This window comes from Leifsonia sp. Root227 (assembly GCF_001428745.1).
GTDB lineage: Bacteria > Actinomycetota > Actinomycetes > Actinomycetales > Microbacteriaceae > Leifsonia.
Genome location: NZ_LMIO01000002.1, coordinates 360398 through 386158, shown reverse-complemented (window position 1 = coordinate 386158; position 25761 = coordinate 360398). Strand labels below are relative to the sequence as shown.

The 25761-nt window shown below is 67.7% G+C and carries 27 protein-coding genes and 1 tRNA gene; 11 read left to right on the top strand and 17 right to left on the bottom strand.

Annotation, left to right across the window (positions count from 1 at the left end):
* Positions 1 to 35: 35 nt before the first annotated feature.
* The 6 genes from ASE16_RS06740 to prfB all read right to left on the bottom strand — a co-directional run bounded on the left by ASE16_RS06740 (position 36) and on the right by prfB (position 5150).
* Entirely contained in the window at positions 36 to 776 is a 741-nt protein-coding gene (locus tag ASE16_RS06740) for a tyrosine-protein phosphatase (protein ID WP_055892647.1), read from the bottom strand.
* 42 nt (positions 777 to 818) lie between these two features.
* Positions 819 to 1295 (bottom strand): SsrA-binding protein SmpB, encoded by a 477-nt coding sequence (smpB, locus tag ASE16_RS06735; RefSeq protein WP_055892644.1) that lies wholly within the window; start codon positions 1293 to 1295, stop codon positions 819 to 821.
* A gap of 70 nt (positions 1296 to 1365) precedes the next feature.
* Entirely contained in the window at positions 1366 to 2271 is a 906-nt protein-coding gene (ftsX, locus tag ASE16_RS06730) for a permease-like cell division protein FtsX (protein WP_055892641.1), read from the bottom strand.
* Positions 2268 to 3500: a cell division ATP-binding protein FtsE gene (ftsE, locus tag ASE16_RS06725; RefSeq protein ID WP_055892639.1), complete on the bottom strand. Its 1233-nt coding sequence runs from the start codon at positions 3498 to 3500 to the stop codon at positions 2268 to 2270. Before ftsE ends, ftsX begins: the two co-directional genes overlap by 4 nt.
* A 97-nt stretch (positions 3501 to 3597) precedes the next feature.
* A complete protein-coding gene (locus ASE16_RS06720) occupies positions 3598 to 4038 on the bottom strand; it encodes a GNAT family N-acetyltransferase (protein ID WP_055892635.1) in 441 nt (146 codons plus the stop codon).
* On the bottom strand, positions 4035 to 5150 hold the full coding sequence (gene prfB / locus ASE16_RS06715; RefSeq protein ID WP_055892633.1) for a peptide chain release factor 2: 1116 nt from the start codon (positions 5148 to 5150) through the stop codon (positions 4035 to 4037). Before prfB ends, ASE16_RS06720 begins: the two co-directional genes overlap by 4 nt.
* Before the next feature lie 72 nt (positions 5151 to 5222).
* Here prfB and ASE16_RS06710 point away from each other — a divergent pair, with 72 nt between their 5' ends.
* The 4 genes from ASE16_RS06710 (at position 5223) to ASE16_RS06695 (ending at position 8590) form a co-directional block, all read left to right on the top strand.
* Positions 5223 to 6497, top strand: a complete 1275-nt coding sequence (locus ASE16_RS06710; protein WP_055892630.1) for an MFS transporter — start codon at positions 5223 to 5225, stop codon at positions 6495 to 6497.
* Between the two features lie 105 nt (positions 6498 to 6602).
* Positions 6603 to 7640 carry an LLM class flavin-dependent oxidoreductase gene (locus ASE16_RS06705; protein WP_055892627.1) on the top strand — a complete coding sequence of 346 codons (1038 nt, stop codon included), beginning with the start codon at positions 6603 to 6605 and terminating at the stop codon, positions 7638 to 7640.
* Between the two features lie 17 nt (positions 7641 to 7657).
* Positions 7658 to 7739: transfer RNA gene (locus ASE16_RS06700), tRNA-Leu, on the top strand.
* A gap of 125 nt (positions 7740 to 7864) precedes the next feature.
* The gene (locus ASE16_RS06695; RefSeq protein ID WP_055892624.1) at positions 7865 to 8590 is read left to right on the top strand and encodes a DedA family protein; all 726 of its coding nucleotides are present in this window, start codon (positions 7865 to 7867) and stop codon (positions 8588 to 8590) included.
* Between the two features lie 73 nt (positions 8591 to 8663).
* Here ASE16_RS06695 and ASE16_RS06690 read toward each other — a convergent pair whose 3' ends face one another.
* From ASE16_RS06690 to murI, 4 genes are all read right to left on the bottom strand, one after another.
* Positions 8664 to 9566: a cation diffusion facilitator family transporter gene (locus ASE16_RS06690; RefSeq protein WP_055892622.1), complete on the bottom strand. Its 903-nt coding sequence runs from the start codon at positions 9564 to 9566 to the stop codon at positions 8664 to 8666.
* 150 nt (positions 9567 to 9716) lie between these two features.
* The gene (rdgB, locus tag ASE16_RS06685) at positions 9717 to 10316 is read right to left on the bottom strand and encodes an RdgB/HAM1 family non-canonical purine NTP pyrophosphatase (RefSeq protein WP_055892618.1); all 600 of its coding nucleotides are present in this window, start codon (positions 10314 to 10316) and stop codon (positions 9717 to 9719) included.
* Positions 10316 to 11071, bottom strand: a complete 756-nt coding sequence (gene rph, locus ASE16_RS06680; RefSeq protein WP_055892615.1) for a ribonuclease PH — start codon at positions 11069 to 11071, stop codon at positions 10316 to 10318. The genes rdgB and rph overlap by 1 nt, the downstream gene beginning before the upstream one ends.
* Positions 11072 to 11111: 40 nt before the next feature.
* A complete protein-coding gene (gene murI, locus ASE16_RS06675) occupies positions 11112 to 11933 on the bottom strand; it encodes a glutamate racemase (RefSeq protein ID WP_055892613.1) in 822 nt (273 codons plus the stop codon).
* Between the two features lie 102 nt (positions 11934 to 12035).
* On the opposite strand from murI, the gene ASE16_RS06670 reads away from it, so the two are divergent.
* On the top strand, positions 12036 to 13343 hold the full coding sequence (locus ASE16_RS06670; RefSeq protein WP_055892609.1) for a nicotinate phosphoribosyltransferase: 1308 nt from the start codon (positions 12036 to 12038) through the stop codon (positions 13341 to 13343).
* A gap of 15 nt (positions 13344 to 13358) precedes the next feature.
* Here ASE16_RS06670 and ASE16_RS06665 read toward each other — a convergent pair whose 3' ends face one another.
* The 3 genes from ASE16_RS06665 to ASE16_RS06655 are packed head-to-tail and all read right to left on the bottom strand — an operon-like array spanning position 13359 to position 16467.
* Entirely contained in the window at positions 13359 to 13643 is a 285-nt protein-coding gene (locus tag ASE16_RS06665; RefSeq protein WP_055892605.1) for a DUF3039 domain-containing protein, read from the bottom strand.
* Between the two features lie 44 nt (positions 13644 to 13687).
* Positions 13688 to 15265 (bottom strand): hypothetical protein, encoded by a 1578-nt coding sequence (locus tag ASE16_RS06660; RefSeq protein WP_235500399.1) that lies wholly within the window; start codon positions 15263 to 15265, stop codon positions 13688 to 13690.
* Positions 15241 to 16467, bottom strand: a complete 1227-nt coding sequence (locus ASE16_RS06655) for an ABC transporter ATP-binding protein (RefSeq protein WP_235500398.1) — start codon at positions 16465 to 16467, stop codon at positions 15241 to 15243. The genes ASE16_RS06660 and ASE16_RS06655 overlap by 25 nt, the downstream gene beginning before the upstream one ends.
* A 281-nt stretch (positions 16468 to 16748) precedes the next feature.
* Between ASE16_RS06655 and ASE16_RS06650 the strand changes: the two genes are divergently transcribed.
* The 6 genes from ASE16_RS06650 to ASE16_RS06625 all read left to right on the top strand — a co-directional run bounded on the left by ASE16_RS06650 (position 16749) and on the right by ASE16_RS06625 (position 21024).
* A complete protein-coding gene (locus ASE16_RS06650; protein WP_055892599.1) occupies positions 16749 to 17441 on the top strand; it encodes an NTP transferase domain-containing protein in 693 nt (230 codons plus the stop codon).
* A 71-nt stretch (positions 17442 to 17512) separates the two neighbouring features.
* Positions 17513 to 18322, top strand: a complete 810-nt coding sequence (locus tag ASE16_RS06645; protein WP_402848953.1) for an ABC transporter permease — start codon at positions 17513 to 17515, stop codon at positions 18320 to 18322.
* Entirely contained in the window at positions 18322 to 19059 is a 738-nt protein-coding gene (locus ASE16_RS06640; RefSeq protein WP_055892593.1) for an ABC transporter ATP-binding protein, read from the top strand. Before ASE16_RS06645 ends, ASE16_RS06640 begins: the two co-directional genes overlap by 1 nt.
* 139 nt (positions 19060 to 19198) lie before the next feature.
* Entirely contained in the window at positions 19199 to 19519 is a 321-nt protein-coding gene (locus tag ASE16_RS20075) for a hypothetical protein (RefSeq protein ID WP_235500397.1), read from the top strand.
* Positions 19520 to 19652: 133 nt separating this feature from the next.
* Positions 19653 to 19937: a helix-turn-helix domain-containing protein gene (locus ASE16_RS06630; RefSeq protein ID WP_235500396.1), complete on the top strand. Its 285-nt coding sequence runs from the start codon at positions 19653 to 19655 to the stop codon at positions 19935 to 19937.
* 112 nt (positions 19938 to 20049) lie between these two features.
* The gene (locus ASE16_RS06625; protein ID WP_235500395.1) at positions 20050 to 21024 is read left to right on the top strand and encodes a hypothetical protein; all 975 of its coding nucleotides are present in this window, start codon (positions 20050 to 20052) and stop codon (positions 21022 to 21024) included.
* Positions 21025 to 21031: 7 nt separating this feature from the next.
* Here the strand turns inward: ASE16_RS06625 and ASE16_RS06620 are convergent, their stop codons facing one another.
* The 4 genes from ASE16_RS06620 to ASE16_RS06605 form a co-directional block, all read right to left on the bottom strand.
* On the bottom strand, positions 21032 to 21913 hold the full coding sequence (locus tag ASE16_RS06620) for a glycosyltransferase family 2 protein (protein ID WP_055892586.1): 882 nt from the start codon (positions 21911 to 21913) through the stop codon (positions 21032 to 21034).
* Positions 21906 to 22724 carry a CDP-alcohol phosphatidyltransferase family protein gene (locus tag ASE16_RS06615; protein ID WP_055892583.1) on the bottom strand — a complete coding sequence of 273 codons (819 nt, stop codon included), beginning with the start codon at positions 22722 to 22724 and terminating at the stop codon, positions 21906 to 21908. Before ASE16_RS06615 ends, ASE16_RS06620 begins: the two co-directional genes overlap by 8 nt.
* A gap of 2 nt (positions 22725 to 22726) precedes the next feature.
* Positions 22727 to 23770: a glycosyltransferase family 2 protein gene (locus ASE16_RS06610; RefSeq protein WP_055894350.1), complete on the bottom strand. Its 1044-nt coding sequence runs from the start codon at positions 23768 to 23770 to the stop codon at positions 22727 to 22729.
* Positions 23771 to 23900: 130 nt separating this feature from the next.
* Positions 23901 to 25622 (bottom strand): S1C family serine protease, encoded by a 1722-nt coding sequence (locus ASE16_RS06605; protein ID WP_055892579.1) that lies wholly within the window; start codon positions 25620 to 25622, stop codon positions 23901 to 23903.
* Between the last annotated feature and the right edge of the window lie 139 nt (positions 25623 to 25761).

Here is a 25761-nt window from a genome sequence, read left to right as displayed (position 1 = left end):
CGCGCCGGTCGAGCCCGCCGTGCGCCCTCGCCGTATCAGCCAGCGTCGACCAGCACAGACCGCAGCTTGGCGAGCTCCAGGTCGTCGAAGCCACCGTCCCGCAGGTACGCATGCACGCCGCCACGCTCACGGTCGATCAGGTCGAGCGCTGACTCCAGCGCCTCCGGCGGGCTGCCGCCCATGATCACGCGCAGATCGGGCGTCACCTCGACGCCGTGGCTCTGCACCAGCTTCAGCATCCCCTCGAGCCACGGCCCGGCCAGGTTCGCCTGCGTGCGCGCGTAGTCGTCGACCACAGTCTGCCGGTCGACGCCGACAGCGAGCAGCGCGAGGGCGATCACGATACCCGTGCGATCCTTGCCCGCCGTGCAGTGCACGACGACGCCCTCATCGCCCGTGTCGGCGATCTCGCGCAGGGCGGTGATCACCACATCCCTGTGCTGCAGCACGATCTTGGCGTACAGGTCGGCGAGGGTGGCGCCGATCGTCGACTGGGAGGCGCCGGAGCCCTCGAACACCGGAAGGGCAAGCACTTCGACGTCGAGACCGTCCAGGTCGTCCGGCAGCGCACGCTTCTCGAAGTCGTCGCGCAGGTCGATGATGATCCGCACCCCGAGTTCGCGCAGTTCGTTCTTGCCGGGCTCGCCCAGCGAGTGCAGGCCGTCCGACCGGAAGAGCTTGCCGGAGCGGATGGTGCCGCCGTCCGCCCGGTATCCGCCGACATCGCGGAAGTTGTACGTGCCATTGACCGGGATGCGCTGCTCGATCGAACTCATGCGTTCATCCTGCCACTCGCCACCAGCACAGCAGCAGTGCCGCTACTCCCCGAGGTGCTTCCTGCTCGACATCGCCCTGTCCGCCTCGCGCTTGTCCTGACGCTCGCGCAGCGCCTGGCGCTTGTCGTACTCGCGCTTGCCCTTCGCGACGGCGATCTCGACCTTCGCGCGTCCGTCGCTGAAGTAGATCTGCAGCGGGACGATCGTGTACCCGCCCTCTTTGACCTTGTTGTGGATCTTGAGGATCTGCGCCTTGTGCAAGAGCAGCTTGCGCTTGCGCCGCGGGGCGTGGTTGTTCCAGGTGCCGTCCGCGTACTCAGGGATGTGCACGGCGTCGAGCCACGCCTCCCCGCCGTCGACGAACGCGTAGCCGTCGACGAGGGATGCGCGACCAGCCCTCAACGACTTCACCTCGGTTCCCGTCAAGACCAGTCCGGCCTCGTAGGTGTCTTCGATGGTGTAGTCGTGGCGGGCTTTGCGATTGGTGGCCACCACCTTCTGGCCACGTTCCCTGGGCACAGCTCACTCCTGACGCGTTCGATCGGATGCCGCCCCGCGAACGCAGGGCAGCCATCCAGTGTATAGCGAACTAGACCTTCAGATAGCGACTGATCGCGAAGTTGGCCGAAGCGGCCGCCAGGACGACGCCGATCAGCAGCAGCAAGGGCGCGACGACGAGCGCATCCGTGTCTCCGACGAAGTTGATCGACTGGATGCGATCCGAGAGGTAGCCGCGCACGAAGAAGTGCACGATCGCATACACCGCCCCCGCCGCCATGATCGAGCCGATCAGTGCCGCGAACACGCCCTCCAGGATGAACGGGGTCTGGATGAACCGGTTGGATGCGCCCACCAGCCGCATGATGCCGAGTTCCCGTCTTCGCGAGAACGCCGACAATCGGATGGTCGTCGCGATCAGCAGCGCCGCCGCGACGAGCATCAGGGCCGCGATCCCGATGGCGGTGAAACTGGCAGCGCGGAGGATCGAGAAGATCTGGTCGAGGTAGCTGCGCTGGTCGACGACGCTCTGCACGCCGGCAGCACCGGACAGCGTCTCGGTCAGCACCGCCGAGTTGCTCGGGTCTTTGAGGTTGACCCAGAACGTCTGCGGGATCATCTCCGGCGTGACGAAGTCGGCGATCGAGTTGCCCTTGAACTGCTGCTTGAACTGCTCGTAGCCCTGCTTCTGATCCTGGAAGTAGAACTTCTGGATGTACGGCGAGAGCTCCGGCGACTCCAGCTGCTTCTTCACCGCGGCGATGGTCTGGTCGTTCGCCGCGCCTCCGACGCAGTTGTCGGTCTCCGTGCACATGTACACGGCTACCTGCGCGCGGTCGTACCAGTACGTCTTCATCTGGTTGATCTGCATCTGCAGCAGCACGGCGGTGCCGACGAACGTCAGCGAGATGAAGGTGACGAGGATGACGGAAACCACCATCGACACGTTGCGGCGCAGCCCGTTGGCTGCCTCGGACCAGATCAGGCCGAATCTCATTTGGTCGGCCCCACGTTCTGCTCTCCGTCGCGGTCGCTGTCGTCTCGCAGACCCCGGAGGTCGAGGTTCGCGGTGAAGTTGAGGTGGTCGGGCAGGTCCTCGCTCGCGGGTGGCGGAGGCGGGGGCGCCTGTGTCACCGGTTGCGCGGCTGTCGCGAACTGCACGGGCGCCGGGTAGTGCGACGGCTGCTGTGCAGGCTCGGGTGCCGAGGCGGCGGGCGCTGCGGCCGGTGGAGCAGGCTGCTGCTGCACCGACTCCGGATGCGCTGGGCCGGTCTGCTGCACCGGCGCCGGCTGCTGCGACTCGCCAGGGGCGGGTCGCGTCTGCTGCGGCGCGGCCTGGACGGGCACAGGCACGCTCACCGGTCCGGCCGGATCGGAGGTTGGAACCTGCGGCCTGGTCATCGGCTGCTGCTGCTCGTACGCCGCCTGCTGCGGCGCGTATGCGGCGTGTTGCTGCTGCGCGTAGACCGGCTGCTGCGCCGGGGCAGGAGCCTGCTGCGCATCCACCTGGGCCGGCGCTGCCTGCAGTGTAGGGACGGCGGCGGTGACGCCGTACCCTCCGTGGCGCTCGTCGCGGATGATCTGCCCGTTGACGAGCTCGATCACGCGGCGCTTCATCTGGTCGACGATCGCCGCTTCGTGCGTGGCCATGAGCACCGTGGTGCCCCCGGCGTTGATGCGGTCGAGCACCGCCATGATGCCGGCGCTGGTCGCCGGGTCGAGGTTTCCCGTCGGCTCGTCCGCCAGCAGCACCTGCGGCTTGTTCACCACGGCACGGGCGATGGCGACGCGCTGCTGCTCACCACCGGACAGCTCGTGCGGAAGGCGCTGCGCCTTGCCGTCGAGGCCGACCATCTTCAGCACGTCGGGGACGGCCTCCTGGATGAAGCCGCGCGACTTGCCGATCACCTGCAGCGTGAACGCCACGTTCTCGAAGACGGTCTTGTTGGGCAGGAGCCGGAAGTCCTGGAACACCACGCCGATGTTGCGGCGGAAGTACGGGACCTTGCGCGACGAGATGGTGCCCAGGTCCTGCCCGAGCACATGGATCTTCCCCGTGGTGGGCTTCTCCTCTTTGAGGATGAGCCGCAGGCAGCTCGACTTGCCCGAGCCGGACGCACCGACGAGGAAGACGAACTCCCCGCGCAGCACTTCGAGGTTGATGGCGTTGAGTGCCGGGCGCGAGGTGCCCGAGTACTGCTTGGAGACGTGTTCGAACCGGATCATGACTTCTAGAGACTAAGCAACCCTGCGCCGATCCGCAGTAGCGACATACCAATACGCGGCAAGCCTGGACGCGGCCCGAACGCCAGCCGTCAGCGCGCTATCCGGCGAATCGGAACGTGTTGGTGTCGCGGCGCACGAAGCCGACGGACTCGTACAGCCGGATCGCCGCCACCCGCGACGGACGCGAGGTGAGGTCGAGGGTGCGGATGCCGAGCTCGGCCGAGCGGGCGATCATGGCCTCGAGCAGACTGCGGGCAACGCCGCGACCTCGGGTGCTCTCATCGACCACCACGTCGTCGATGTGTCCGCGAACGCCGGTCGGGATCGCGTATGCCACGAGGGTGGCCATGCCGACGATCGCGCCGTCGAGCCGCGCCACGAACAGCGTCGCCGCCTCGCTCGCGACGACCCGCTCCAGGAGCGCCCTGTCGAAGGTCGCGCTGGACGAGAGCTGCGGGAGCAAGCCGACGACCGCATCCACCAGCTCGTCGTCGACCGCTGCTGCGACCTCGACGACCGCGGACGGCTGCGCGCTCACGCGTCCGCCTTGGCGCCTGCCCGCCAGCGGATGCCGGCGGCGATGAAGCCGTCCAGGTCGCCGTCGAACACGTTGGTGGGGTTGTTGACCTCGTAGTCCGTCCTCAGGTCTTTGACCATCTGGTACGGCGCGAGCACGTAGCTGCGCATCTGGTCGCCCCAGCTCGCCGTGATGTTTCCGGCGAGCTCCTTCTTCGCGGCGGCCTCCGCCTCGCGCTGCAGGAGCAGCAGGCGGCTCTGCAGCACGCGCATGGCGGCCGCGCGGTTCTGGATCTGGCTCTTCTCGTTCTGCATCGACACCACGGTTCCCGTCGGGAGGTGGGTGATGCGCACGGCGGAGTCCGTGGTGTTGACCGACTGGCCACCGGGGCCGGAGGAGCGGAAGACGTCGACGCGGATGTCGTTGTCCGGGATGTCGATCGACTCGGTCTCCTCGATCAGCGGGATGACCTCGACGGCGGCGAACGACGTCTGGCGCTTGCCTGCGGAGTTGAACGGGCTCATCCGCACCAGGCGGTGGGTGCCTGCCTCGACGGAGAGCGTTCCGAACGCGTACGGGGCGTCGACCTCGATGGTCGCCGACTTGATCCCTGCCTCTTCCGCGTAGCTGGTGTCCATGACCTTGACCGGGTACTTGTGCTGCTCTGCCCAGCGGAGGTACATGCGCAGCAGCATCTCGGCGAAGTCGGCGGCGTCGACGCCACCGGCACCGGCGCGGATCGTCACGACGGCAGGACGCGGGTCGTACTCGCCGTTCAGCAGGGTCTGCACCTCGAGCTCGCCGAGGCTCTTCTGCAGCGACTCCAGCTCGGCCTTCGCCTCCGCCGCTGTCGCTTCGTCTCCTTCGCCGTCGTTGGCCATCTCCACGAGCACTTCGAGGTCGTCGAGGCGACGCTCGATCGTGGTGATGCGGGCGAGCTCCGACTGGCGGTGGCTGAGCGCGCTGGTGACCTTCTGGGCGTTCTCGGTGTCGTCCCAGAGATCGGGAGCGCCCGCCTGCTCGCTGAGGGCGGCGATCTCGGCGGTGAGAGCGTCCACGTTGACCACGGAGCGGATGTCGGCGAACGTCGAGCGCAGTTCGGCGATCTGCTGGGAAAGATCGATTTCAATCATGTCGCCTTCCAGACTACCGGGCGAGGTCAGGCTGCCGGAGCCCCGCGCATCCAGTTGTAGTGTGTTAACGAAATGACTACCGACGAGCGACCATTCACTTTCAAGTCGGTGGCTCTCGCCGCATTCCTCCCCACGCTGCTCTTCTCCATCGGAGAGGGCGCGATCATCCCGATCATCCCGATCGCGGCCGGCAACCTCGGCGCGAGCCTCGCCATCGCCGGGTTCATCTCCTCAATGGTGATGCTCGGCGAACTGGCAGGCGACATCCCCAGCGGCTGGGTGGTGTCGCGCATCGGAGAGCGCGCGTCGATGATCTACGCGGCGGTCGTGGCGATCCTCGGCGTCGGCGTGTGCCTGATCGCACCCAACTACTGGGTGCTCATGGCCGGGATCTTCGTGGTCGGCCTCGCGACGGCGGTGTTCGCGCTCGCCAGGCACGCGTTCATGACCTCGTACGTTCCACAGAAGTACCGGGCGAGGGCGCTGTCGACGCTCGGCGGTATCTTCCGCGGCGGCTGGTTCATCGGGCCGTTGATCGCGTCGCTGGTCATCAGCGTCACCGGGTCGACGCAGTCGGTGTTCTGGATCTTCATCGTGAGCTGCCTCGGCTCCGTCATCGTGCTGATCGTGCTTCCGGACCCGGAGAAGATGTTCGGCCAGAGCGCCGCAGCAGCGGTCGAGGGCGGCGAGGTGCTCACCGCTGGCGAGGAGGAGGCGGAGGAGCGCACGCACGGCCTGTTCCGCACCATCTGGTCGTTCCGCGCCGTGCTCGCCAGGATGGGCACGGGCGTCGCGCTGATCGGCGCCATCCGCTCCGCGCGCACGGTGCTCATGCCGCTCTGGGCGATCAGCATCGGGCTCAGCGAGGCGAACACGGCGCTCATCATCGGCATCGCAGGCGCCGTCGACTTCGCCCTGTTCTACGCGAGCGGCCAGATCATGGACCGCTTCGGCCGGATGTGGAGCGCCCTGCCGTCGATGCTCGGACTCTCGATCGGCTTCCTCACGCTCGCCTTCACCCACGATCTGGATGCGCGGGTCGCCTGGTACATCGGCGTCTCCCTCTTCCTGTCCGTCGCAAACGGCATCGGCTCCGGCATCATCATGACCCTGGGCGCCGACCTGGCGCCGAAGGATCAGCCCGCGCCGTTCCTCGGCGCGTGGCGCTTCGCCGGAGACGCAGGCCAGGCCGCGGCTCCGCTGCTGGTGTCGCTGCTCACCGCCGTCGCCTCCCTCGCTTTCGCAGCGGGCGCCATCGGCGTGCTCGGCTTCGTCGGCGCCGGGATGCTCGCGCGGTACATCCCGCGCTACGTGCCGCGTCGCCCTCGCGTCCGCCCCGCGGAGTAGTTGCACGCGCTAGCCACCGCGGAGAGCCACCGCGGAATAGTCTCTGTGCAGCAGTGTTAGAAGTACATGCAAACGCATGTAAACACAGCACGGGATGAGGACACGATGAGCACGAAGCTCGAACTCGGAATCGACACGTTCGGCGACGTCACCAACGACGCGGACGGACAGCCGCTCCCCCAGGCGCAGGTGCTGCGCAATGTCGTCGCGGAAGGCGTTCTCGCCGACCAGGTCGGCCTCGACTTCATCGGCGTCGGCGAGCACCACCGCAAGGACTTCGCCGTCTCCGCCCCCGAGGTGGTGCTGGCAGCCATCGCAGGCCAGACCGAGCGCATCCACCTGGGCTCCGCGGTCACGGTGCTCAGCTCGGACGACCCCGTGCGCGTGTTCCAGCGCTTCGCAACGCTCGACGGCGTCTCCGGCGGCCGGGCGGAGGTCATCCTCGGCCGCGGCTCGTTCATCGAGTCGTTCCCGCTGTTCGGCTACGACCTCGGCCAGTACGAGGAGCTGTTCGAGGAGAAGCTGAACCTCTTCACCGAGGTGCGCAAGCAGGAGCCGGTGTCGTGGACGGGCGCGCTCCGCGCATCCCTCGACGGCCAGTCGGTGTACCCCCACCTGGAGAACGGCCTGCTGAAGACCTGGATCGGTGTCGGAGGCAGCCCGGAGTCGGTCGTGCGCGCCGCCCACTACGGCCTGCCGCTCATGCTCGCGATCATCGGAGGAGGACCGATGCGGTTCAAGCCGCTCGCCGAGCTCTACCGCAACGCGCTCGAGCAGTCCGGCCAGGATGCGTCCCTTCCGATCGGCGTTCACTCCCCCGGCTTCATCGCCGCCACCGACGAGGAGGCCAAGGAGACGCTGTGGCCGCACTACGAGGCGATGACCAACCGGATCGGCCGAGAGCGCGGCTGGCCGCCGGCGACCCGCGCGCGCTTCGAGCACGAGGCAGGCGAGGACGGCGCGCTGTTCGTCGGCTCGCCCGAGACGGTCGCGAAGAAGATCGCGTACACCGCGAACGGTCTCGGCATCGAGCGCTTCGACCTCAAGATCAGCAACGGGACCCTTGGCCACGACCACCTGATGAAGGCCATCGAGCTGTACGGAACAGAGGTCGCCCCGCGCGTGCATGAGCTATTGTCGTAGCCGCGCATAGCGCGACCGCGGGAGTGGTGAAATTGGCAGACACGCAGGATTTAGGTTCCTGTGCTTTCGAGCGTGAGGGTTCAAGTCCCTTCTCCCGCACTCACAGCAAGCGCAAAGTCAGACCATAGGACGATCTTTGCTCAGCGCGTGCACATTCGCATGTTCTCTGCAGCCTCAGGCCAGTAAACTCGGCAGCACCCGTCGTTTCCTCTCCTGGGAGAACCTTGATCCATCACGCTGGACTCATTCCGTGGCTCGACCCGCACACCATCATCGACGCCGCCGGCCCGTGGGCGCTCGTCGTCGTCGGCGCGATCGTGTTCGCGGAGACCGGTCTGCTGGTCGGATTCCTGCTTCCAGGCGACACCCTCCTGGTGATCTCCGGGCTGCTCACCCACACAGCGCTGGTCTTCGGCATCGACATCTGGTGGGTCTGTCTGGTGATCGCGTTCGCCGCGTTCCTCGGCGGTGAAGTCGGCTATCTGATCGGGCACAAACTCGGGCCGAAAGTGTTCGAGCGCAAGGAGAGCGGTCTGTTCAGCATGGAGAACGTGCGCCGCACGAACTCCTTCTTCGACCGCTTCGGCGCCCTCGCCGTCATCGTCGCCCGCTTCGTGCCGATCGTGCGCACCTTCGCCCCCGTCGCCGCGGGCGTCGGCCACATGAACTACAAGAAGTACTCGCTGTACAACGCCATCGGCGCGCTCATCTGGGGTGCGGGTCTCACCTACTTCGGCTTCCTCATCGGCTACATCCCGCCGGTCGCCAACTTCGTCTCCAGCTACATCGACATCATCCTGATCGGCGCCGTGCTGATCACCCTGGTGCCCACCCTCATCCACTACTTCCAGTCGCTGCACAAGGCGAAGAAGAAGGCGGCGGCTGAGGCTGCGGCAGCGCAGGAAGCACCGGCGCCCGCGGCTGAACCGCGCCCGACGCCGGAGTCGTGACGCCGTCGGTCTGACGGCCGAACCTCCATCGCTGGCGGTCAGGTGGTCAGGTGGTCAGGCGGTCATCGGCCGCTCAGGCGTGGAACTCGTCCTCGTGCGCGGCGTGCTCGGCTGGTTCGAGCTGGAACGTCGAGTGCTCGACGTCGAAGTGCTTCGCCAGGCAGCCGGACAGCTCGTCGAGCAGCTCCCCTGTCTTGCCCGACTGGAACACGGACGGCTCCACCACGACGTGCGCCGTGAACACCGGCGCCCCCGAGGTGATCGCCCAGACGTGAACATCGTGGACGGCCACCACCCCCGATGTCTTCCGGATGTGGTCCCTGATCTCCGCCACGTCCGTGTCCGCGGGCGCCGCTTCGCTGAGCACCCGCATCACATCCCGCAGCAGCAGGTAGGCGCGTGGCACGATGAACGCCGCGATCAGCAGCGAGGCGATCGCGTCGGCAGGGTCGAAGCCCGTCGTGAGGATGATGACGGCCGCGACGATGACCGTCACGGACCCCACCAGGTCGCCGAACACCTCCAGGTATGCCCCGCGCATGTTGATCGAGTGCCCTGCGGCCGGTCGCAGGAGCAGCAGCGCCCCGAGATTGGCGACCAGGCCGATCGCCGCGACGATCAGCATCGGGACGCTCTGCACCTCCGACTCGCCCGAGACGAGCCGGCCGATGGCGCCGATGGTCACGACGACGGCGACGACCAGCAGGATCAGCCCGTTGATGAGCGCGCCGAACACCTCCGCCCTGCGATAGCCGAAGGTCTGCCTGTCGCTCGCCGGCCGCGCTGCGACGATGGTCGCCAGCAGCGCCACGATCAGCCCGGTCAGGTCGCTGAGCATGTGCCCGGCGTCCGCCAGCAGGGAGAGGGAACCGCTCAGCCAGGCGCCGACCACCTCGACGACCAGCACGGTCGCGACGATACCGATCGCGATCAGCAGTCGGTTGCGGTTGGCGGAATGCCCGTGGTTGTGACTCATCACCACCAACGGTATGCAGTGGATGCGCGACCCGCCAGATGCCCGGCCTAGATAGGAATGAGTGCCGTTCTCATTCTCACCACGCAGCGCGTCCTTGGGCCGGAACAGCGGGCACTGAAGCGGCATGAACCGATCGGAGGTCCGAACCGATCAGCGGGAGCGCGCGACGAGCGTGTTGAGCGCCGGGGCGATCGCCGCGAACGCGCGCGCACGGTGGCTCTCGGCGTTCTTCACGACCGGCCCGAGCTCTGCCGCCGTGCTCTCGTGCCCTTCCGGAACGAAGATCGGGTCGTAGCCGTGACCGTGGCTGCCGCGCGCCGTCCGCGCGATGCGGCCTGGCCAGATGCCCTGCACGACCGTCTCCTCCCCCTCAGGCGTGACGAGGGCGAGCGTCGCGGTGAAGTGCGCGCCGCGCGTGCCGACCGGCAGATCGGAGAGCTGGTCGAGCAGCAGCCGGAGGTTCGCCTCCGCATCGCCGTGCGAGCCGGCCCAGCGCGCGGAGAAGATCCCGGGGGCGCCGCCCATCGCATCCACGCAGATGCCGGAGTCGTCCGCCAGCGCAGGCAGGCCGGTGTGCTGGGTGGCGACCCGTGCTTTGATCAGCGCGTTCTGCTCGAAGGTGACGCCGTCCTCGACCGGCTCCGGGCCGTCGTACGCCACGATCTCGAGGCCGGGGACCGCATCCCCGAGGATCTGCTGGAACTCGGCCGCCTTGTGATGGTTGTGGGTGGCGAGGACGACGCGGACCATCAGCGCTCCGCCCCACTGAGCGCCGCAGCGAGTGCCGTGGCCTGGATGCCGGACAGCGTCTCTGCGCCTCCGACGGCGAGGTCGAGGAGCGCGTCCAGTTCCCTGCGGTCGAACGGTGCGCCCTCCGCCGTGCCCTGCACCTCGACGAACAGGCCGCGCCCGGTGACGACGACGTTCATGTCGGTCTCGGCGCGCACATCCTCCACGTAAGCGAGGTCGAGCATCGGCTCACCGTCGATGATGCCGACGGAGACCGCGGAGACGGAGTCGATCAGCGGGGTGGCCTTCTGGCCGATGAAGCGGTGCTCGCGGCCCCACTCGAGGGCGTCCGCGAGTGCAACATACGCCCCGGTGATGGCCGCGGTGCGGGTGCCGCCGTCCGCCTGGAGCACGTCGCAGTCGAGCACGATCGTGTTCTCGCCGAGCGCCTTCATGTCGACGACGGCGCGCAGGCTGCGGCCGATCAGGCGGCTGATCTCGTGGGTGCGTCCGCCGATCTTGCCCTTGACCGACTCGCGGTCCATGCGGCTGTTGGTCGAACGCGGCAGCATCGAGTACTCCGCCGTCACCCAGCCCTTGCCCTTGCCGGCCATCCAGCGGGGAACGCCGTTGGTGAACGAGGCGGTGCAGAGCACGCGGGTGTTGCCGAACGAGATGAGCGCTGAGCCCTCGGCCTGCTTGCTCCAGCCACGCTCGATCGTGACCGGCCTGAGCTGGTCGGCGGTGCGCCCGTCTGCGCGGATGATGTCGGTCACGGTGTCTCCTCGATGGTGCTGGATGCGGTGGGAATGATGGTCAGGGGCGCGGCAGGTCGATCGTGCCCGTCTGCACGAGGTCGACCGATGCCACCTGCGGGCCGATGAAGCGGTGGGCGAGCCGCAGGAACGTCTCGGTGTCCGCGCCTGTGGCCTCGTAGTGGATGGTCGGGGGCAGCGGCGAGGTGCGCTCCAGTCCGCCGCCGACGATGGTGCGGTAGACGTCCTTCGCCGTCTCCGTGTCGCTGGAGACGAGCGAGACGCCCTCCCCCATCACGTAGGAGATGGCGCCCTTGAGGAACGGGTAGTGCGTACAGCCGAGCACGAGCGTGTCGACGTCGGCGTCGCGCAGCGGCTGCAGATACTCGGCCGTCACCTGCAGCACCTCGTCCCCGCTGGTGACCCCGGCCTCGACGAACTCCACGAAGCGCGGGCACGCCCTGGTGAACAGTTCCAGCGACGGTGCGGCGGCGAAGGCGTCTTCGTATGCGCGCGAGTTGATCGTGCCGACCGTGCCGATCACGCCGACCCTGTTGCTGCGGGTCGCTGCGACCGCGCGGCGCACGGCGGGCTGGATGACTTCGATGACCGGCACTGAGTAGCGCTCACGCGCATCCCGCAGCATTGCGGAGGACGCGGTGTTGCAGGCGATGACGAGCATCTTCACGCCCTGGTCCACCAGGAAGTCGAGCACGTCGAGCGAGAACCGGCGCACCTCGGCGATCGGCTTCGGGCCGTACGGCGAGTGCAGGGTGTCGCCCACATAGAGGATGGACTCGTTCGGGAGCTGATCGCGGACCGCGCGTGCGACGGTGAGTCCGCCGACACCCGAGTCGAAAATCCCAATCGGTGCATCGGTCACAAGAAGCCACCATACAACGATGGGCAGGAGACCACCGCCGCCGACCGGCGACGACGGGGTCAGCGACGGGCAGAGCGCCGCCTTCGCTAGGCTGAGCGGGTGATGGCCTCCTCCGCGTTGCTGACCGACCGCTACGAACTCACGATGCTCGACGCCGCGCTGCTCAAGGGCACGCACGACAGGGAGTGCGTCTTCGAGGCGTTCACCCGCCGTCTGCCGGCCGGGCGCCGCTACGGCATCCTGGCGGGGACGGGTCGCCTGCTCGAGCTCATCGAGCAGTTCCGCTTCGGCGACTCGGAGCTCGAATACCTGCGCGACAACCGCGTGGTCAGGGATGCGACCATCGACTGGCTCGCGAACTACCGGTTCAGCGGCACCATCGCCGGCTACCGCGAGGGCGAGGTGTTCTTCCCCGGTTCCCCGTTCCTCGTCGTCGACGCGCCGTTCGCGGAAGGGGTCATCCTCGAGACGCTCATCCTCAGCGTGTTCAACTACGACTCCGCCGTCGCGAGCGCCGCCGCCAGGATGGTCACGGCCGCCGGTGGCCGCCCCGTCGCCGAGATGGGGTCGCGCCGCGCCAACGAGCGGGCAGCGGTCGCCGCGGCGCGGGCGGCGTTCATCGCCGGTTTCAGCGCCACCTCCAACCTGGAGGCGGGACGGCACTGGGGCGTCCCGACGATGGGGACCGCCGCGCACGCCTTCACCCTCCTGCACGACAGCGAGGAGGACGCCTTCCGCGCCCAGGTGGATGCACTCGGTCCAGGCACGACGCTGCTGGTCGACACCTTCGACGTCGAGACGGCGATCGACACCGCCGTGCGGGTCGCCGGCCCGGAGCTCGGCGCGGTCAGGCTCGACTCAGGCGACCTGCCGAACCTCGTGCGTCGCGTGCGCGCCCAGCTCGACGCCCTCGGCGCCGTGAACACCAAGATCACCGTCACCAACGACCTCGACGAGTTCACCATCGCCGGGCTCGCCGCCTCCCCCGTCGACTCGTACGGCGTCGGCACCTCTGTGGTCACCGGCTCCGGCCATCCGGCGTCCGGCATGGTCTACAAGCTGGTCGCGCACCGCAGCGAGGACGGCACGGGCGAGTGGATCTCCGTGGCCAAGAAGTCGGACGGCAAGGCTACGGTCGGCGGCCGCAAGCATCCCGTGCGGCGGCTGGACGAGAACGGCACCGCTGTTGCGGAGGCCATCCACGTGATCGAGCGCGGCGCATCCGTGGAGGATCGCGGACGCGACCTGCTCGTGCCGCTCATCACGGACGGGGTCGTGCACCGCGAACACCTCGGCCAGGCGGGAACCGTCGCGGCGCGGGAACACCGCGCAATGGCTTTGGCAGAGCTGCCCGACCAGGCGCTCCGGGTGAGCAGGGGCGACCCCGTGCTTCCGACGCTCTACGTCTGAGACTCTGAGGCTCGACTACTCGTCGCGGAGCTTCTCGTAGATCTCTTTGCAGCTCGGGCAGACCGGGAACTTCTGCGGGTCACGGCCAGGCGTCCACATCTTGCCGCAGAGCGCCTTGACCGGCTTGCCCGTCATGGCCGACTCGAGGATCTGCTCCTTCTTGACGTAGTGCGAGAAGCGCTCGTGGTCACCCGGCTCGATGGCCTCGTTCTGCAGAAGCTCTTCGAGCTCGCGGTCGAGCGTCGCCGTTCCTCCGCCGTCCGGCAGGCCACCAGGTTCCGAAATGCTGTCCTCGTACATGCATCCAGTCTACGTTCGATGCTGCCCGGATGCTCGTGGCCTGCTCAGTCGTTGCGGTTGGCGAAGGCCATCAGCTCGGGCCCCCGGTGGTCGAACGCCTTCGCGCCGAGGTAGAGGCCGCCGAAGAGGGAGCCGAAGCCGAGCACGATGGCGGCGACGGGGGCGATCCCCAACCAGAACGGGCTGAGCGTCAGGCCGAGCACCAGGAACACGATGATCGGCGACGCGAGAAGGAGGATCGCGAAGAAGCTCAAGGCCTGCACCAGCGCTGCGGATGCGCCGGAGGTCTGCGGCTGGGCGAACGCACTGTCGCCTGGCTTGGTCGCCGGATACGGGAACAGCGCAGAGAACAGGCTCGACAGACCGAGTCCGATCAGGAGGATCGCCCCGCTCAGCGCACCGACCGCGGGGAGCACAGCCCAGTCGCCGTAGACAGCGGCCGTGATGATCGAACCGACCACCACGACCGGGATGCCGATGAGCACCGGAGGGAACATCCTGCCGACCCTGTCCGCGATGCCGCGCGTGCCGGAGACGATGTGCAGCCAGATGGCCGTGCTGTCGTATGCGACGTCGTTGTGGATCGTCCAGCCGAGGAACAGGCACACCAGCGGCAGGGGCACGAGCGACACATAGTGCCCTGGGATCCCGGCCAGCGTCAGCGCCACAATGACGAAGACAGGAACGACGGGGATCATCACCAGGGAGATCCAGTAGCGCGGATCGCGGCCCCAGTACGTCATCGACCTGGCGGCGATCGCCGCGGTCGGGCCGCCCTTGAGCCTGCCGAACCAGCCGAGGCCGTGGTACGCCTTGGCGTGCGCCTCCCGCTGCGGCGTGACGAGCATCTTCGCGACCAGCGACGTCCAGGCCAGCCACAGCAGCCCGACCGTCGCGGCGGCGACGACCAGCTTCAGCACCGCGATGCCCCACGCACCCTCCGCCGCCTCGCCTGGCACCGACCACACCGCGCCGAGCGGCGTCCAGCCGAGCCAGGCGGCGAATCCGGACAGCACGCCGAGACCGTCACGGCCCCAGTCGATCGTGATCAGCAGAATGATGACCGGCGCGATCAGCACGATGATGAGGATTCCGATGACGCCGCCGAACTCCCGCGACCTGCGCGTGGCGAGCAGGAACGACGCAACGGAGGTCGAGACGCGGCTGGCCAGGATGCAGGTCAGCACCAGCAGCACGGCCGACACGATCGCGATGAGCGTCGTGCCGACATCCCGCGACCAGGTGACGACCGTCGCGACAGCGCAGATGCTCAGCACGATGGACGGGATGCCGATCAGCGCCGCGAGCAGCAGCCCTGTCGAGAGCTGGCGGTTCGGGATGCCGAACAGCGAGAACGCCCGGGGGTCCAGGGTGTCGTCGACGCCGAAGACCAGCGGCAGCAGGAAGAAACCGGCCACGACGATCGAGCCGACGACCACCAGCACGTGATGCACCTGGGCGACGTCCGGCACGAACCGTGCGGCGATGAGGCTGCCCACCACGACGAACGTGATGAGGAAGCCGTACACCAGCCCGACCGACAGGCCGACGACCTGCCACGGGCTCCGCCGGAAGGCGTTGCCCATGAGGCGCAGCTTCAGTCCGAGAAACTGTGCAACCACTCCATGCCCTCCGCTGCCTTGCGTCCGCCTGCCAGGTCGACGAAGCGCTCTTCGAGGGTCTGCTCTCCGCGCACCTCGTCGATGGTGCCCGCCGCGAGGACCTTGCCCTGCACGATGATCGCGACGCTGTCGCACACCCGCTGGATGAGGTCCATGCCGTGGCTGGACAGCACGACCGTTCCGCCGGCGGCCGCATACCGTTGCAGGATCTCGATCACGTTGGCCGCCGACACGGGGTCGACGGACTCGAACGGCTCGTCGAGCACCAGGAGCCGAGGCGAATGGATCATCGCAGCGGCGAGGGCGATCTTCTTGGTCATTCCCGCGGAGTAGTCGGCGACGAGGCGGTCGAGGGCGTCTTCGATGCCGAACGCGGACGCGAGGTCGGCGCTGCGCAGGCGCACGGTCTTGGCGCTCAGGCCCCTGAGCGTGCCCGAGTAGTGAAGCAGCTGGGCGCCGGTCAGCCTGTCGAACAGGCGGAGCTTGTCGGGGAGCACGCCGATCGCGCGCTTTGCGCGCACAGGGTCGGACCAGGCGTCGATGCCGTGCACGAGCACCTGCCCGGCGTCCGGCCGCAACAGGCCGGTGACCATCGAGAGCGTCGTGGTCTTGCCCGCGCCGTTCGGGCCGACGATGCCGTAGAAGGAGCCCTCTTTCACGTCCAGCGACACGCCGTCTACGGCGACGGTCTCGCCGAACCGCTTGTACAGGCCGGTGACGCTGAGCACGCTGGCGGAGGAGGACGGGGTCGAACGCGTCGCTGCGACGGTGGATGCCGCAGGCTGGGCCGGCGCATCGGCGACGGCAGGTGCGGCCACCTCGGCGGGCGCAGCCACCTCGGCGGGCGCATCCACCTCGGCGGGCGCAGCCACCTCGATCGTGGCGGTGGTCTCGACGGGCAGAGCCGCCTTCGTCGCGCGCGGCTTGGTCGTCCGCGGGGCGCGCGGCGATGCGCTGCGCGTACTCGATCCTGCCGCTGCAGCGGCCGTCTTCACGGCCGGCGTGCGCTTCGCCTGCGGCTTCGTGGCCGCTTTCTTCGGGGGCGAGGTCACGCCGTCCCCCTCTGTCGCATTCGCGGCCATCTCGTCCCCCGTCCGCTCCCCAGCGCTTGGTGCCGTGTCTGTCGTCTTCCGTCGTGGAGCCGCCGGCGTGCGCGCCGTGACCGGCTCGGTGCTGTCTGGTCGCGCTTGCTCGGAACTCACCCAGCTAACGTACCAAGCCGCCCGCGGGTTGTGAGCCCCACCCCGCCAACTGCCGGGGTCCCGCAGCCTAGGAAAGTCCTGTGAGGAACATAACGACCCAACAACGACATCGGTCAACCCCTGCCCCTCGAAAGGGTGCGCCGGTATTCTGGTCGAGGCATGAAGGGGTGTCGATACGCGTAAGTGCGGCTGAACCCTGGGCGAACCCTCTACCAGACTTCGGTTAAGTGGTGTCCAGCAGGTCATCATCTCCAGTCCGCACGGAACCCAAGGAGACAATTGTGACGACCCAGGTAGTGATTCTGGCAGCCGGCATGGGCAGCCGCCTCGGACGAAGCCTTCCGAAGCCGCTCACCGAGCTCAGCGACGGCCGCACCATCATGCAGCAGCAGTTCGACAACATCCACGCTGCCTTCGGCAAGGACGCCAAGGTCACCATCGTCGTCGGCTACAAGCTCGAGCACATCATCGAAGCGTTCCCGGACGCATCCTTCGTCTACAACGAGCAGTACGACCAGACCAACACCTCCAAGAGCCTCATGCGCGCCCTGCAGGCGTCGGGCAACGGCGGAGTGCTCTGGATGAACGGAGACGTCGTCTTCGACCCCGCCGTCCTCGTTCGCGCCGCCGCGACGGTCAACCGCGACCAGACCTTCGTCACCGTCAACACCTCGTCGGTCGCCGACGAGGAGGTCAAGTACACCACCGGCGCCGAGGGATACATCCAGGAGCTTTCCAAGACCGTCAAGAACGGTCTCGGCGAGGCCGTCGGCATCAACTACGTGTCGAGCACCGACAAGGCCGCCCTGCTCCGTCAGCTGCAGCGCGTCGGCGACCAGGACTACTTCGAGCGCGGCATCGAGCTCGCGATCGAGCAGGACGCCCTGCTCGTCGAGCCCGTCGACATTTCAGACCTGTACGCGGTCGAGGTCGACTTCCAGGAAGACCTCGAGCGGGCGAACCTTTTCGTTTAGTGCAGGGTTTTTTCGTATAGTCGAATCCGCTGCGTGACGAGCACGCAGCTTCGATCAATACGATGGGTTCCGTGACCAGTACATTCACTGCAGTGCGCCCTGCGCAGCGAACGAAGTTCGCCCGCTATCGGCACTCCCTCTGGTTGCTGACGAAGCGAGACCTGCGCGTCCGGTACTCTACGAGCGCGCTCGGCTACCTGTGGTCGATCCTCGACCCGCTGGTGATGAGCGGCATTTACTGGCTGGTCTTCACGCAGATCTTCCACCGCGATGTCGGTGAGGAACCGTACATCGTCTTCCTGCTCGCCGCCCTGCTTCCGTGGATGTGGTTCAACGGCGCGGTCTCGGACAGCACGCGAGCATTCCTGCGCGAGTCGAAGCTCATCAGGTCCACGATGATCCCCCGCTCGATCTGGGTCAACAGGATCGTCGCATCCAAGGGCATCGAGTTCCTGCTCTCCCTCCCCGTCCTCGCGTTCTTCGCGATCGTCGGCGGCGCGAGGGTGAACATCGACATCCTGCTGTTCCCACTCGCGATCGTGATCCAGGTCATCCTGACCATGGGCGTCGGCCTGATCGTCGCACCGCTCGTGGTGTTCTTCCGCGACTTGGAGCGTGCGATCAAGCTGTTCCTGCGCTTCCTCTTCTACGCGTCCCCGATCATCTACAGCGCGCGCGACCTGGAGCACATCCACATCCTGAAAGACCTGGCGGCGTTCAATCCGCTCACCGGGCTGTTCAGCCTGTATCGCGCTGCTTTCTTCGCCAAGGAGCTCGATTGGTATCTGGTGTTGACGAGCGCGCTGGTCTCTCTCGTCCTCCTCGCGATCGGCATCCTGGTTTTCCGCCGCAGCGAGCGCGCCGTCCTGAAGGAGATCTGATGCAGGCACCCATCATCGACGTCTCCGGGCTTGGCGTCAGGTTCCGGCGCAACCGAGGAGGCCGGCGCTCGTTCAAGGACCTGTTCAGCTCCCGTCAGCGAAGGACGCGTCCCGACGATTTCTGGGCGCTCCGCAACGTCACCTTCGCCGTGAACGAGGGCGAGTCGATCGGTGTCGTCGGCAGGAACGGTCAGGGCAAGTCGACCCTGCTGAAGCTCGTCGCCGGCGTCATGCTCCCCGACGAGGGCGCCGTGAAGGTCGACGACGGCGTCGCGCCGCTCATCGAGATCACCGGCGGCTTCGTCGACGACCTGACGGTACGCGACAACGTCTATCTGACAGCCGGACTGCACGGCATGTCACGGTCGCAGATCGACGAGAGGTTCGACAGCATCATCGACTTCGCAGAGATCCGCGACTTCGTCGACACCCCGTACAAGCACCTGTCGAGCGGGATGAAGGTGCGCATCGCGTTCTCCGTCATCTCGCAGCTCGAGGAGCCGATCATCCTCGTCGACGAGGTGCTCGCCGTCGGCGACCGCGGGTTCCGCGAGAAATGTTACCGGCGCATCGAGGAACTGCTCGAGGGCGGGAGGACGCTCTTCTTCGTCTCGCACAACGAGAAGGATCTCCGCCGCTTCTGCGACAGGGGACTGTATCTCGACAAGGGGTCGCTGGTGCTCGACAGCTCCATCGACGAGGTGCTGGACCTCTACAACCGCGATTACGGAAGCTGATCGAAAACCCTGATCAGACCGAATTCTTTGGGGTGCACCAATCCCTCCACAAAAAAGAATTCGAGGAGTTCTCCACAGAAAGGGCCTAGACGCCCCCTCTGAGAGCCCCAGCGTCGGACGCGAATTTTAGATTGTTCCCATGATCCGCCGTCGCCGTGAATTACGCAGTCCATCGTCCGCCACCCAGACAACCGCCGTCGCCCATCGCGTGCCATGGGAGGTCGACCGCAGCGCGCCTCCCCTGTACCGCCTGGTCAACACCAGCGAGGAGATCCTGCACGGGGTCACCGTCAGCATCGCCGGCCGCTCCCGCCTGAGCGTGAGCGCTCCATCCGCCGTCGTGCCGGGCGCTGCCATCGACGCGACCGTCATCGGCCCCGACATCGCAGCAGACACCATCCTCGTCGTGCGCTGGTTCCGGCCGGATGGCACGGAATACCTCTGGAACGTCAGCTTCTGAGCCGGGCGAGAGGTATGTATTTTACATCCTTTATGCACGCAGTGAGTGTGTCAGAGGCATCTCGGCTCTGGCGACCGACGCAGCATCGTCGTATTCATTGTTTATGTCACCAGAGCCTTTGTCCCCAGCCGCCGTGATCTTCGGTGCACGCGTGCGCAACGTCCGCGTCGAGCTCGGCCTCAGCCAGGAGAACGTCGCCGACCTCGCACAGATGCACGTCACCAACTACGGAAAGATCGAACGCGGCGTCGCCAACCCGAGCCTCGTGACCATTCTGCGGATCGCGAGCGTCTTCGGCGTGGACGTCGCAGCCCTCACCGCAGGGCTGAACGGGGACCACCTCCCCGCTGCATACAGCGTGCTGCCCGCCGCCGAGTACCTGCGGTCGCGGCACGGGAACAGCCTGCTCGGTCCCTGACCGAGCAGCTCCGCTCTCCACACCAGCACCGACACGAGACACGCACTGCGAGGAACACGGGGAAAATCAATCCCTGTGTTCCTCGCAGATTGTGCGCATACACTCGGGGTCGATGGCTAAACAGCAGAAACCGCTCGTATCGGTCACCGGCGGGCAGCAGACGGGGGCCGAGACGCCTCGCGTGGTCAACACCACGCTCGATCGGCTGCTCGCGATCCACCGGCCCGCCGTCCTCGCCCACCTGCGCGGCATCCGTCGCAGGAACCCGGCGGCGTCCCCCGCACAGATCGCCGCGATCCTGGAGCGCCGCTATCTCGCCGCCGTGACCACCGGAGGCGCGGCTGTCGGCGTGACCGCCGTCATTCCCGCGATCGGCACGGGCATCACCATCGCACTCTCCGGACTGGAGACGGCCGGATTCCTCGAAGCGACTGCTCTGTACGCCCAGTCGCTCAGTGAGCTGCACGGCATCGCGGTCGACGACCCGGAGCGCGCTCGCGCTCTCGTCCTCACCATGATGCTGGGCAGGGAGGGCTCCGACCTGGTTCGCCAGCTGGCTGGTCAGGTCGCCGGAGGCGGCGCAGGGCGCTCAGCGTACTGGGGAGAGCTCGTCACCTCGAGCCTTCCGTCGATGATGGTCGGGCCGCTGGTCGACCGCTTGAAGAGCGCGTTCATCCGCCAGTTCGCCGTGCGCGGCGGCGCCAGCGTGATCGGCAGGGCGATCCCGTTCGGGATCGGCGCCGTCATCGGCGGAGCGGGCAACAATATCCTGGGCCGGCGCGTCGTGCAGAACTCACGGCTGGCGTTCGGCGGTGCACCCGCCGTGTTCCCCGCCGCCACCGCCCCTGTCGTCCGTGCCGTCACGGCCGGGGAGAAGAAGCCGGGCATCGCAGGACGGTCCATCGCAGCGACGAGCGACGGCGTCCGGCGGATGGGAGCGAGCGCAGGGACCGCGGCACTGCGAGCAGGCACCGTCCTCAAAGGGGCCGTTCCTCGCCGGCGGTCAGCACGGCAGGGCGAACTGACCACGGGCGAGCCGGAACGTGCTGAGCAGGACCAGGACGCCGACGAACGCGCGGACGACTGACAGCGTCTCAGACGATCGGCGGGCGTCCAGCGAGGGTCATGCGCCACACCGTGCGCCAGCGCAGTGGCCTCCGCTCCCCCGGATGGGTGCGCCAGCCTTCCCTCCAGCCGCCGAACCACGCCTTCAGCACCGCCGGCTTCCTGAACCACCTGAGCAACTGGATGCCCGTCCACGATCCGACATAGAGCGGCACGAGAACAGCGGGCAGGTTCCGCCGCGCCAGCCACACCCGGTTACGGGCATTGAGACGGTAGTAGTACGAGTGCCTCGTCGGGGAGACGGCAGGGTGGTTGGCGATCAGGTCGCCCGCGTACCAGGTGCGCAGCCCCTGATCCCACACCTTCCAGGCCAGGTCGATTCCCTCGTGGGCGTAGAAGAACGGGGCGGCCCAGCCGCCGGCGGCGTCGAAGACGCGCCGTGGGAGCACGATGACCGCCTCGCACACCGAGAACACGTTGCTCGGGTGTGCGGGGTCGCCCTTCCGGATGCGCGGGATCCAGCGGCGAGGGGACATCGTTCCGGAGGGGTCCACGATGCGCGGCTGGATCATCCCGATGCCGGGGTCCGCATCCAGTTGTCCGATGGCGTCGGTGAGGAAGGTCTGCGACGGGATGCACGCGTCGTCGTCCAGGAACAGCAGGATGTCGCCGGAGACCAGAGGGACGCCCGCGTTCCGTCCGGCGGGGATGCCCACGTTCTCCGGCAGGTGCAGCGTGCGGACGCCGTCAGGCAGTGCAGGGTCGGACGTGGCGGGGTCCCAACCGTTGCCGACGACCACCACGTCGGTCGAGACGCCGGTCTGCGCGAGCACGGAGTCGATCCCGCGGCGCAGTTCGGCCGGACGCGTACCCTGCGTGAGCACGACGACGGCGACCTGCCGGTCAGCCACGAACCCTCTTCGACGACATGATCGCCACGAAGTGCCCGATCAGCGCCAGCAGCGCCAGCGGCACGAGAACGGCGAGCAAGATGCGGTTGGCGAGCTGATCTCCGATGAAGAGCCCGATGATCGAGAAGACGAAGATCATGATCGTCAGCTCGACGGAGTGGTAAAGCCGGTGGAACGGCACGAAACGTGCGGCGCGACGCAGCCGGGCGATGACGCCGTGGGTCGGCGCGTACGCCGCCTGGGTGTCGGCCAGCTTGCCGAGACCCGCGTTCGCCCTGGCGACGCGCACCATGTCGTTCAGCGCCTTGTTGAGCACGATGATGAGGGCCAGCAGCGTGCCGAGGTTCGTCCACAGGTAGTCGGCGGGCGCCTCGAACGGGTAGCCCGCTGCGCGGATGCCGAGCGCGATCGCGATCAGCGTCTCGGTGGAGTAGTGCCCGACATTGTCGAGGAAGATCCCCGCCGGCGACGATGTCCTGCGCCAGCGCGCCACCTCGCCGTCGCAGCAGTCGACCAGCATCTGCAGCTGGCCGAGGATGAGCGCGAGCGCGGCGCCTCCGATGCCGGGGATGAGGAGGCTCGCGGCCGTCGCCCATCCCGTGAGGATCATCAGGCCGGTGACGCCGTTGGCCGAGATCGAGGTCTTGAGCAGGAACCAGGTGAGGTACGGCGACAGGTTGCGCAGGTACAGCGACGCCGTCCAGTGCTCGGCGTTGCGACGCCCGCGCACCTCGGGCGGCTGCGCGACCGCGCGCAGCTCGGCGATCGAGGTCGGGCGCGCTCCGTGCGCGCCGGTGCCTGGGGCTGACATGGCTACCTTCCCGTGTGGGCCGTGATGTTGCGGGTGAGCGAGAGGTATCCGAGGATGAAGCCGCTCCCCCAGCAGAAATGGATGCACGGCAAGACTACGAGAAACCAGAGGAACGAACGAAAGCCGTCCTTGCGCCCCCACACGATGGCCGAGGCGACGACGATCAGCACGTAGAAGGCGGGGATGGCGAAGCCGATGAGCAGCCAGGGGGCGGCTCCGAGGATGGCCTGGACGATGCCGGCGATCCCCAGGATCAGGCCGACCGCGACGCCGAGCACCATCAGCGGGGGCGCGAAGTAGCGCACGCCGTTGGCGGCGGGAAAACGACGGGCCAGCTCTCCGCGCCACACGCCGGTCGACACGAACTGCCTGGCCAGGCGGTAGAGGTTGGGGCGAGGGCGGTACGTGACCTTGAGGCGCGGGGTGAACCACACGGTGCCGCCGGTCGAGCGCAGCCGGCGGTTGAGCTCCCAGTCCTGACCTCGCTTGATGTCCTCGTCGAACATGCCGACCTCGATCAGCCTGTCGCGCTGGAAGACGCCGAGGTACACCGTCTCCGCCGGCCCTGCTTCGCCTCCGACGTGGAGCTTGGTGCCGCCGAGACCGATGCGGCTGCCGTACGCCCGCGCCACGGCGCGCTCGAACGCCGTGGTGCCCTGCGCATCCATCAGCCCGCCGACGTTGTCCGCCCCGGTCTCCAGGATGGTCTCGACCGCGATTCGGGCGTAGTCGGTGGGCAGGACGGAGTGCGCATCCACTCGGATGACCACCGGATAGTGCGACTGGCGGATGGCCAGGTTGAGCCCGGCCGGCGTCGATCCGACGACGTTCTCGACGATGTGGATGCGGTTGTCGACGGCCGCGAGCTCTTCGACGAGCTCCGTGGTGCCGTCCATGCTCGGGCCGAGCGCGACGGTCACCTCGAACGGTCCTGCGTAGTCCTGGGCGAGCAGGCTGTCGACGGCAGCCCGCACGTGAGTGACTTCGTTCAGAACGGGCATCACGTACGAGACACCGGGAAGGGTGTGCACAGTGTTGTCCGGCATCGGTTCCATTCGTCGTTTTCGGGTCGTTCGAGCTTATCAGCCGCGTCCAGGCGCGCCTGGGAGCCCGCCCCCGAACGCCGCGAGGCCGCCCCGCTGCTGCGGGACGGCCTCGTGATGGTGGTGTCGGCGATCAGCTCGCGGGGAGCGAACCGAGCGTGACGGTCGTTGTCTTGGTCTGGCCGTCGCGGATGTACGTGACGTCCGCCTTGGCTCCGGCCGCGAGGGCGCGGACCTGAGCGGTCAGGTCGGTCGCGCTCGTGATCGGCAGGCCGTTGAAGTTGACGACCTCGTCGCCCGCCTTCAGGCCCGCGCCGGCCGCTGCCCCTCCGGAGGTGACGTCCTTGATGATCGCGCCGACGTTGGTCGCCTTGGCGTCAGAGGACGAGTCGGTGACGGAGGCGCCGAGCAGGCCGTGCGTTGCGGACCCGTTCTTGATGATCTCCTGCGAAACGCGCTCGGCGAGGTTCGCCGGGATGGCGAAGCCGACGCCGATGCTGCCCGACTGGGTGCCGCTCGACGACGAACCGCTCGCGCTCGCGATGGCCACGTTGACGCCGATCAGCTCACCCTTGCTGTTGAGCAGCGCCCCGCCGGAGTTGCCGGGGTTGATCGCGGCGTCGGTCTGGATGACCGGGAGAGAGATCGTCGCCGTCGTGGTGGACTGCTGCGAGCCGGAGCCGGAGCCGCCCTGACCGGGGAAGTCGAAGTTCCACGGGTTGCCGTTGGTGTCTCCCCCGCTGCCACCGGACGAGTCGTCTCCCGACTTCGGGGCGGCGGACGACGCGATGCTGATGCTGCGGTTGAGGGCGCTGACGATGCCGTCGGTGACCGTGCCGGAGAGACCGAGCGGTGCGCCGATCGCCACGGCGGTGTCGCCGACGTTCAGCTTGCTCGAGTCGGCGAACTTCATCGGGGTCATCCCTGATGCGCCGTCCAGCTTGATCACGGCGAGGTCGGTGGTCGGGTCGGTGCCGACGATCTTCGCCGAATAGATCTTGCCGTCGTTGTCCTGGACGCTGACGGTCACGTTCGACGCCTGGCCGTCGAGGGTGACGACGTGCGTGTTGGTGAGGACGTAGCCGTCCGAGGTGAGGACGATGCCGGAGCCCGTGCCTCCCTCGCTCGAGCCTGTCACGGAGATGGTGACGACGCTCGGCGACGCCTTCGCGGCGACGGCGGTGACCGTCGTGGCGTTGTTGGCGTCGTTGACCGTGATGTTCTGCGGACCGGAGACCGTCTTGATTGTCGCGTTGTTCGAGCTGGTCGCCGCGTAGATGCCGACGCCCGCTCCCGCTCCGGCGACGCCGCCGATGAGGGCGCCGATCGCGAGCGTCGCGATGATCATGCCGGTGTTGCGCTTCTTGGCCGGCTTGGCGGCGGTCGCGACGCCAGGGGCGGTGGCGTACGGGCCGTGCTGGGCGTGCGGGGCGTACGGCTGCTGCGGTGCGCCCTGGTATGCGGGCTGCCCGAACGAGCCGTTCCCGTAGTTGGGCTGCTGCGCTGTCGGCTGCTGGCCGTACGGCTGCGGCGGCACCGGCTGCGTCGGCTGAGTCTGGCTGGCGGCCGGTGCGACGGGCGCACCTGGCTGCGGGAGGGTGGGCTGCGCATCCGTCTGGGCAGCGGCCGGCGCGGCGGCCGGGGCTTCCCAGGCCGGTGCGGTCGGTGCAGCCGGTGCGGCGTCGGCTGCGGGAGCAGCCTCAGCAGCGGGTGCGGCCTCGGCGGCCGGAGTCGCCTCCGCCGCGGTCTGCCCCTCGGCGTTCGTGGGGGTCTCGGCTGCAGCACCCGCGACCGACTCGGTGTCGGCGTCGTGCTGGGCCTTCGCGGGCTCCGGAGTGATCGGGGTGTCAGTCATGGTGTGTTGCTCCTTCCAAGCACTGACAGCTTGGGATGCGAACCTGGGTGTTCTATTTGCGGCCCCTGTGGACGAGCTACTGCCTGTCAATGACTCTGCACAACGTACCGAATGCGTGCGACGACCGACACCCCGTAGG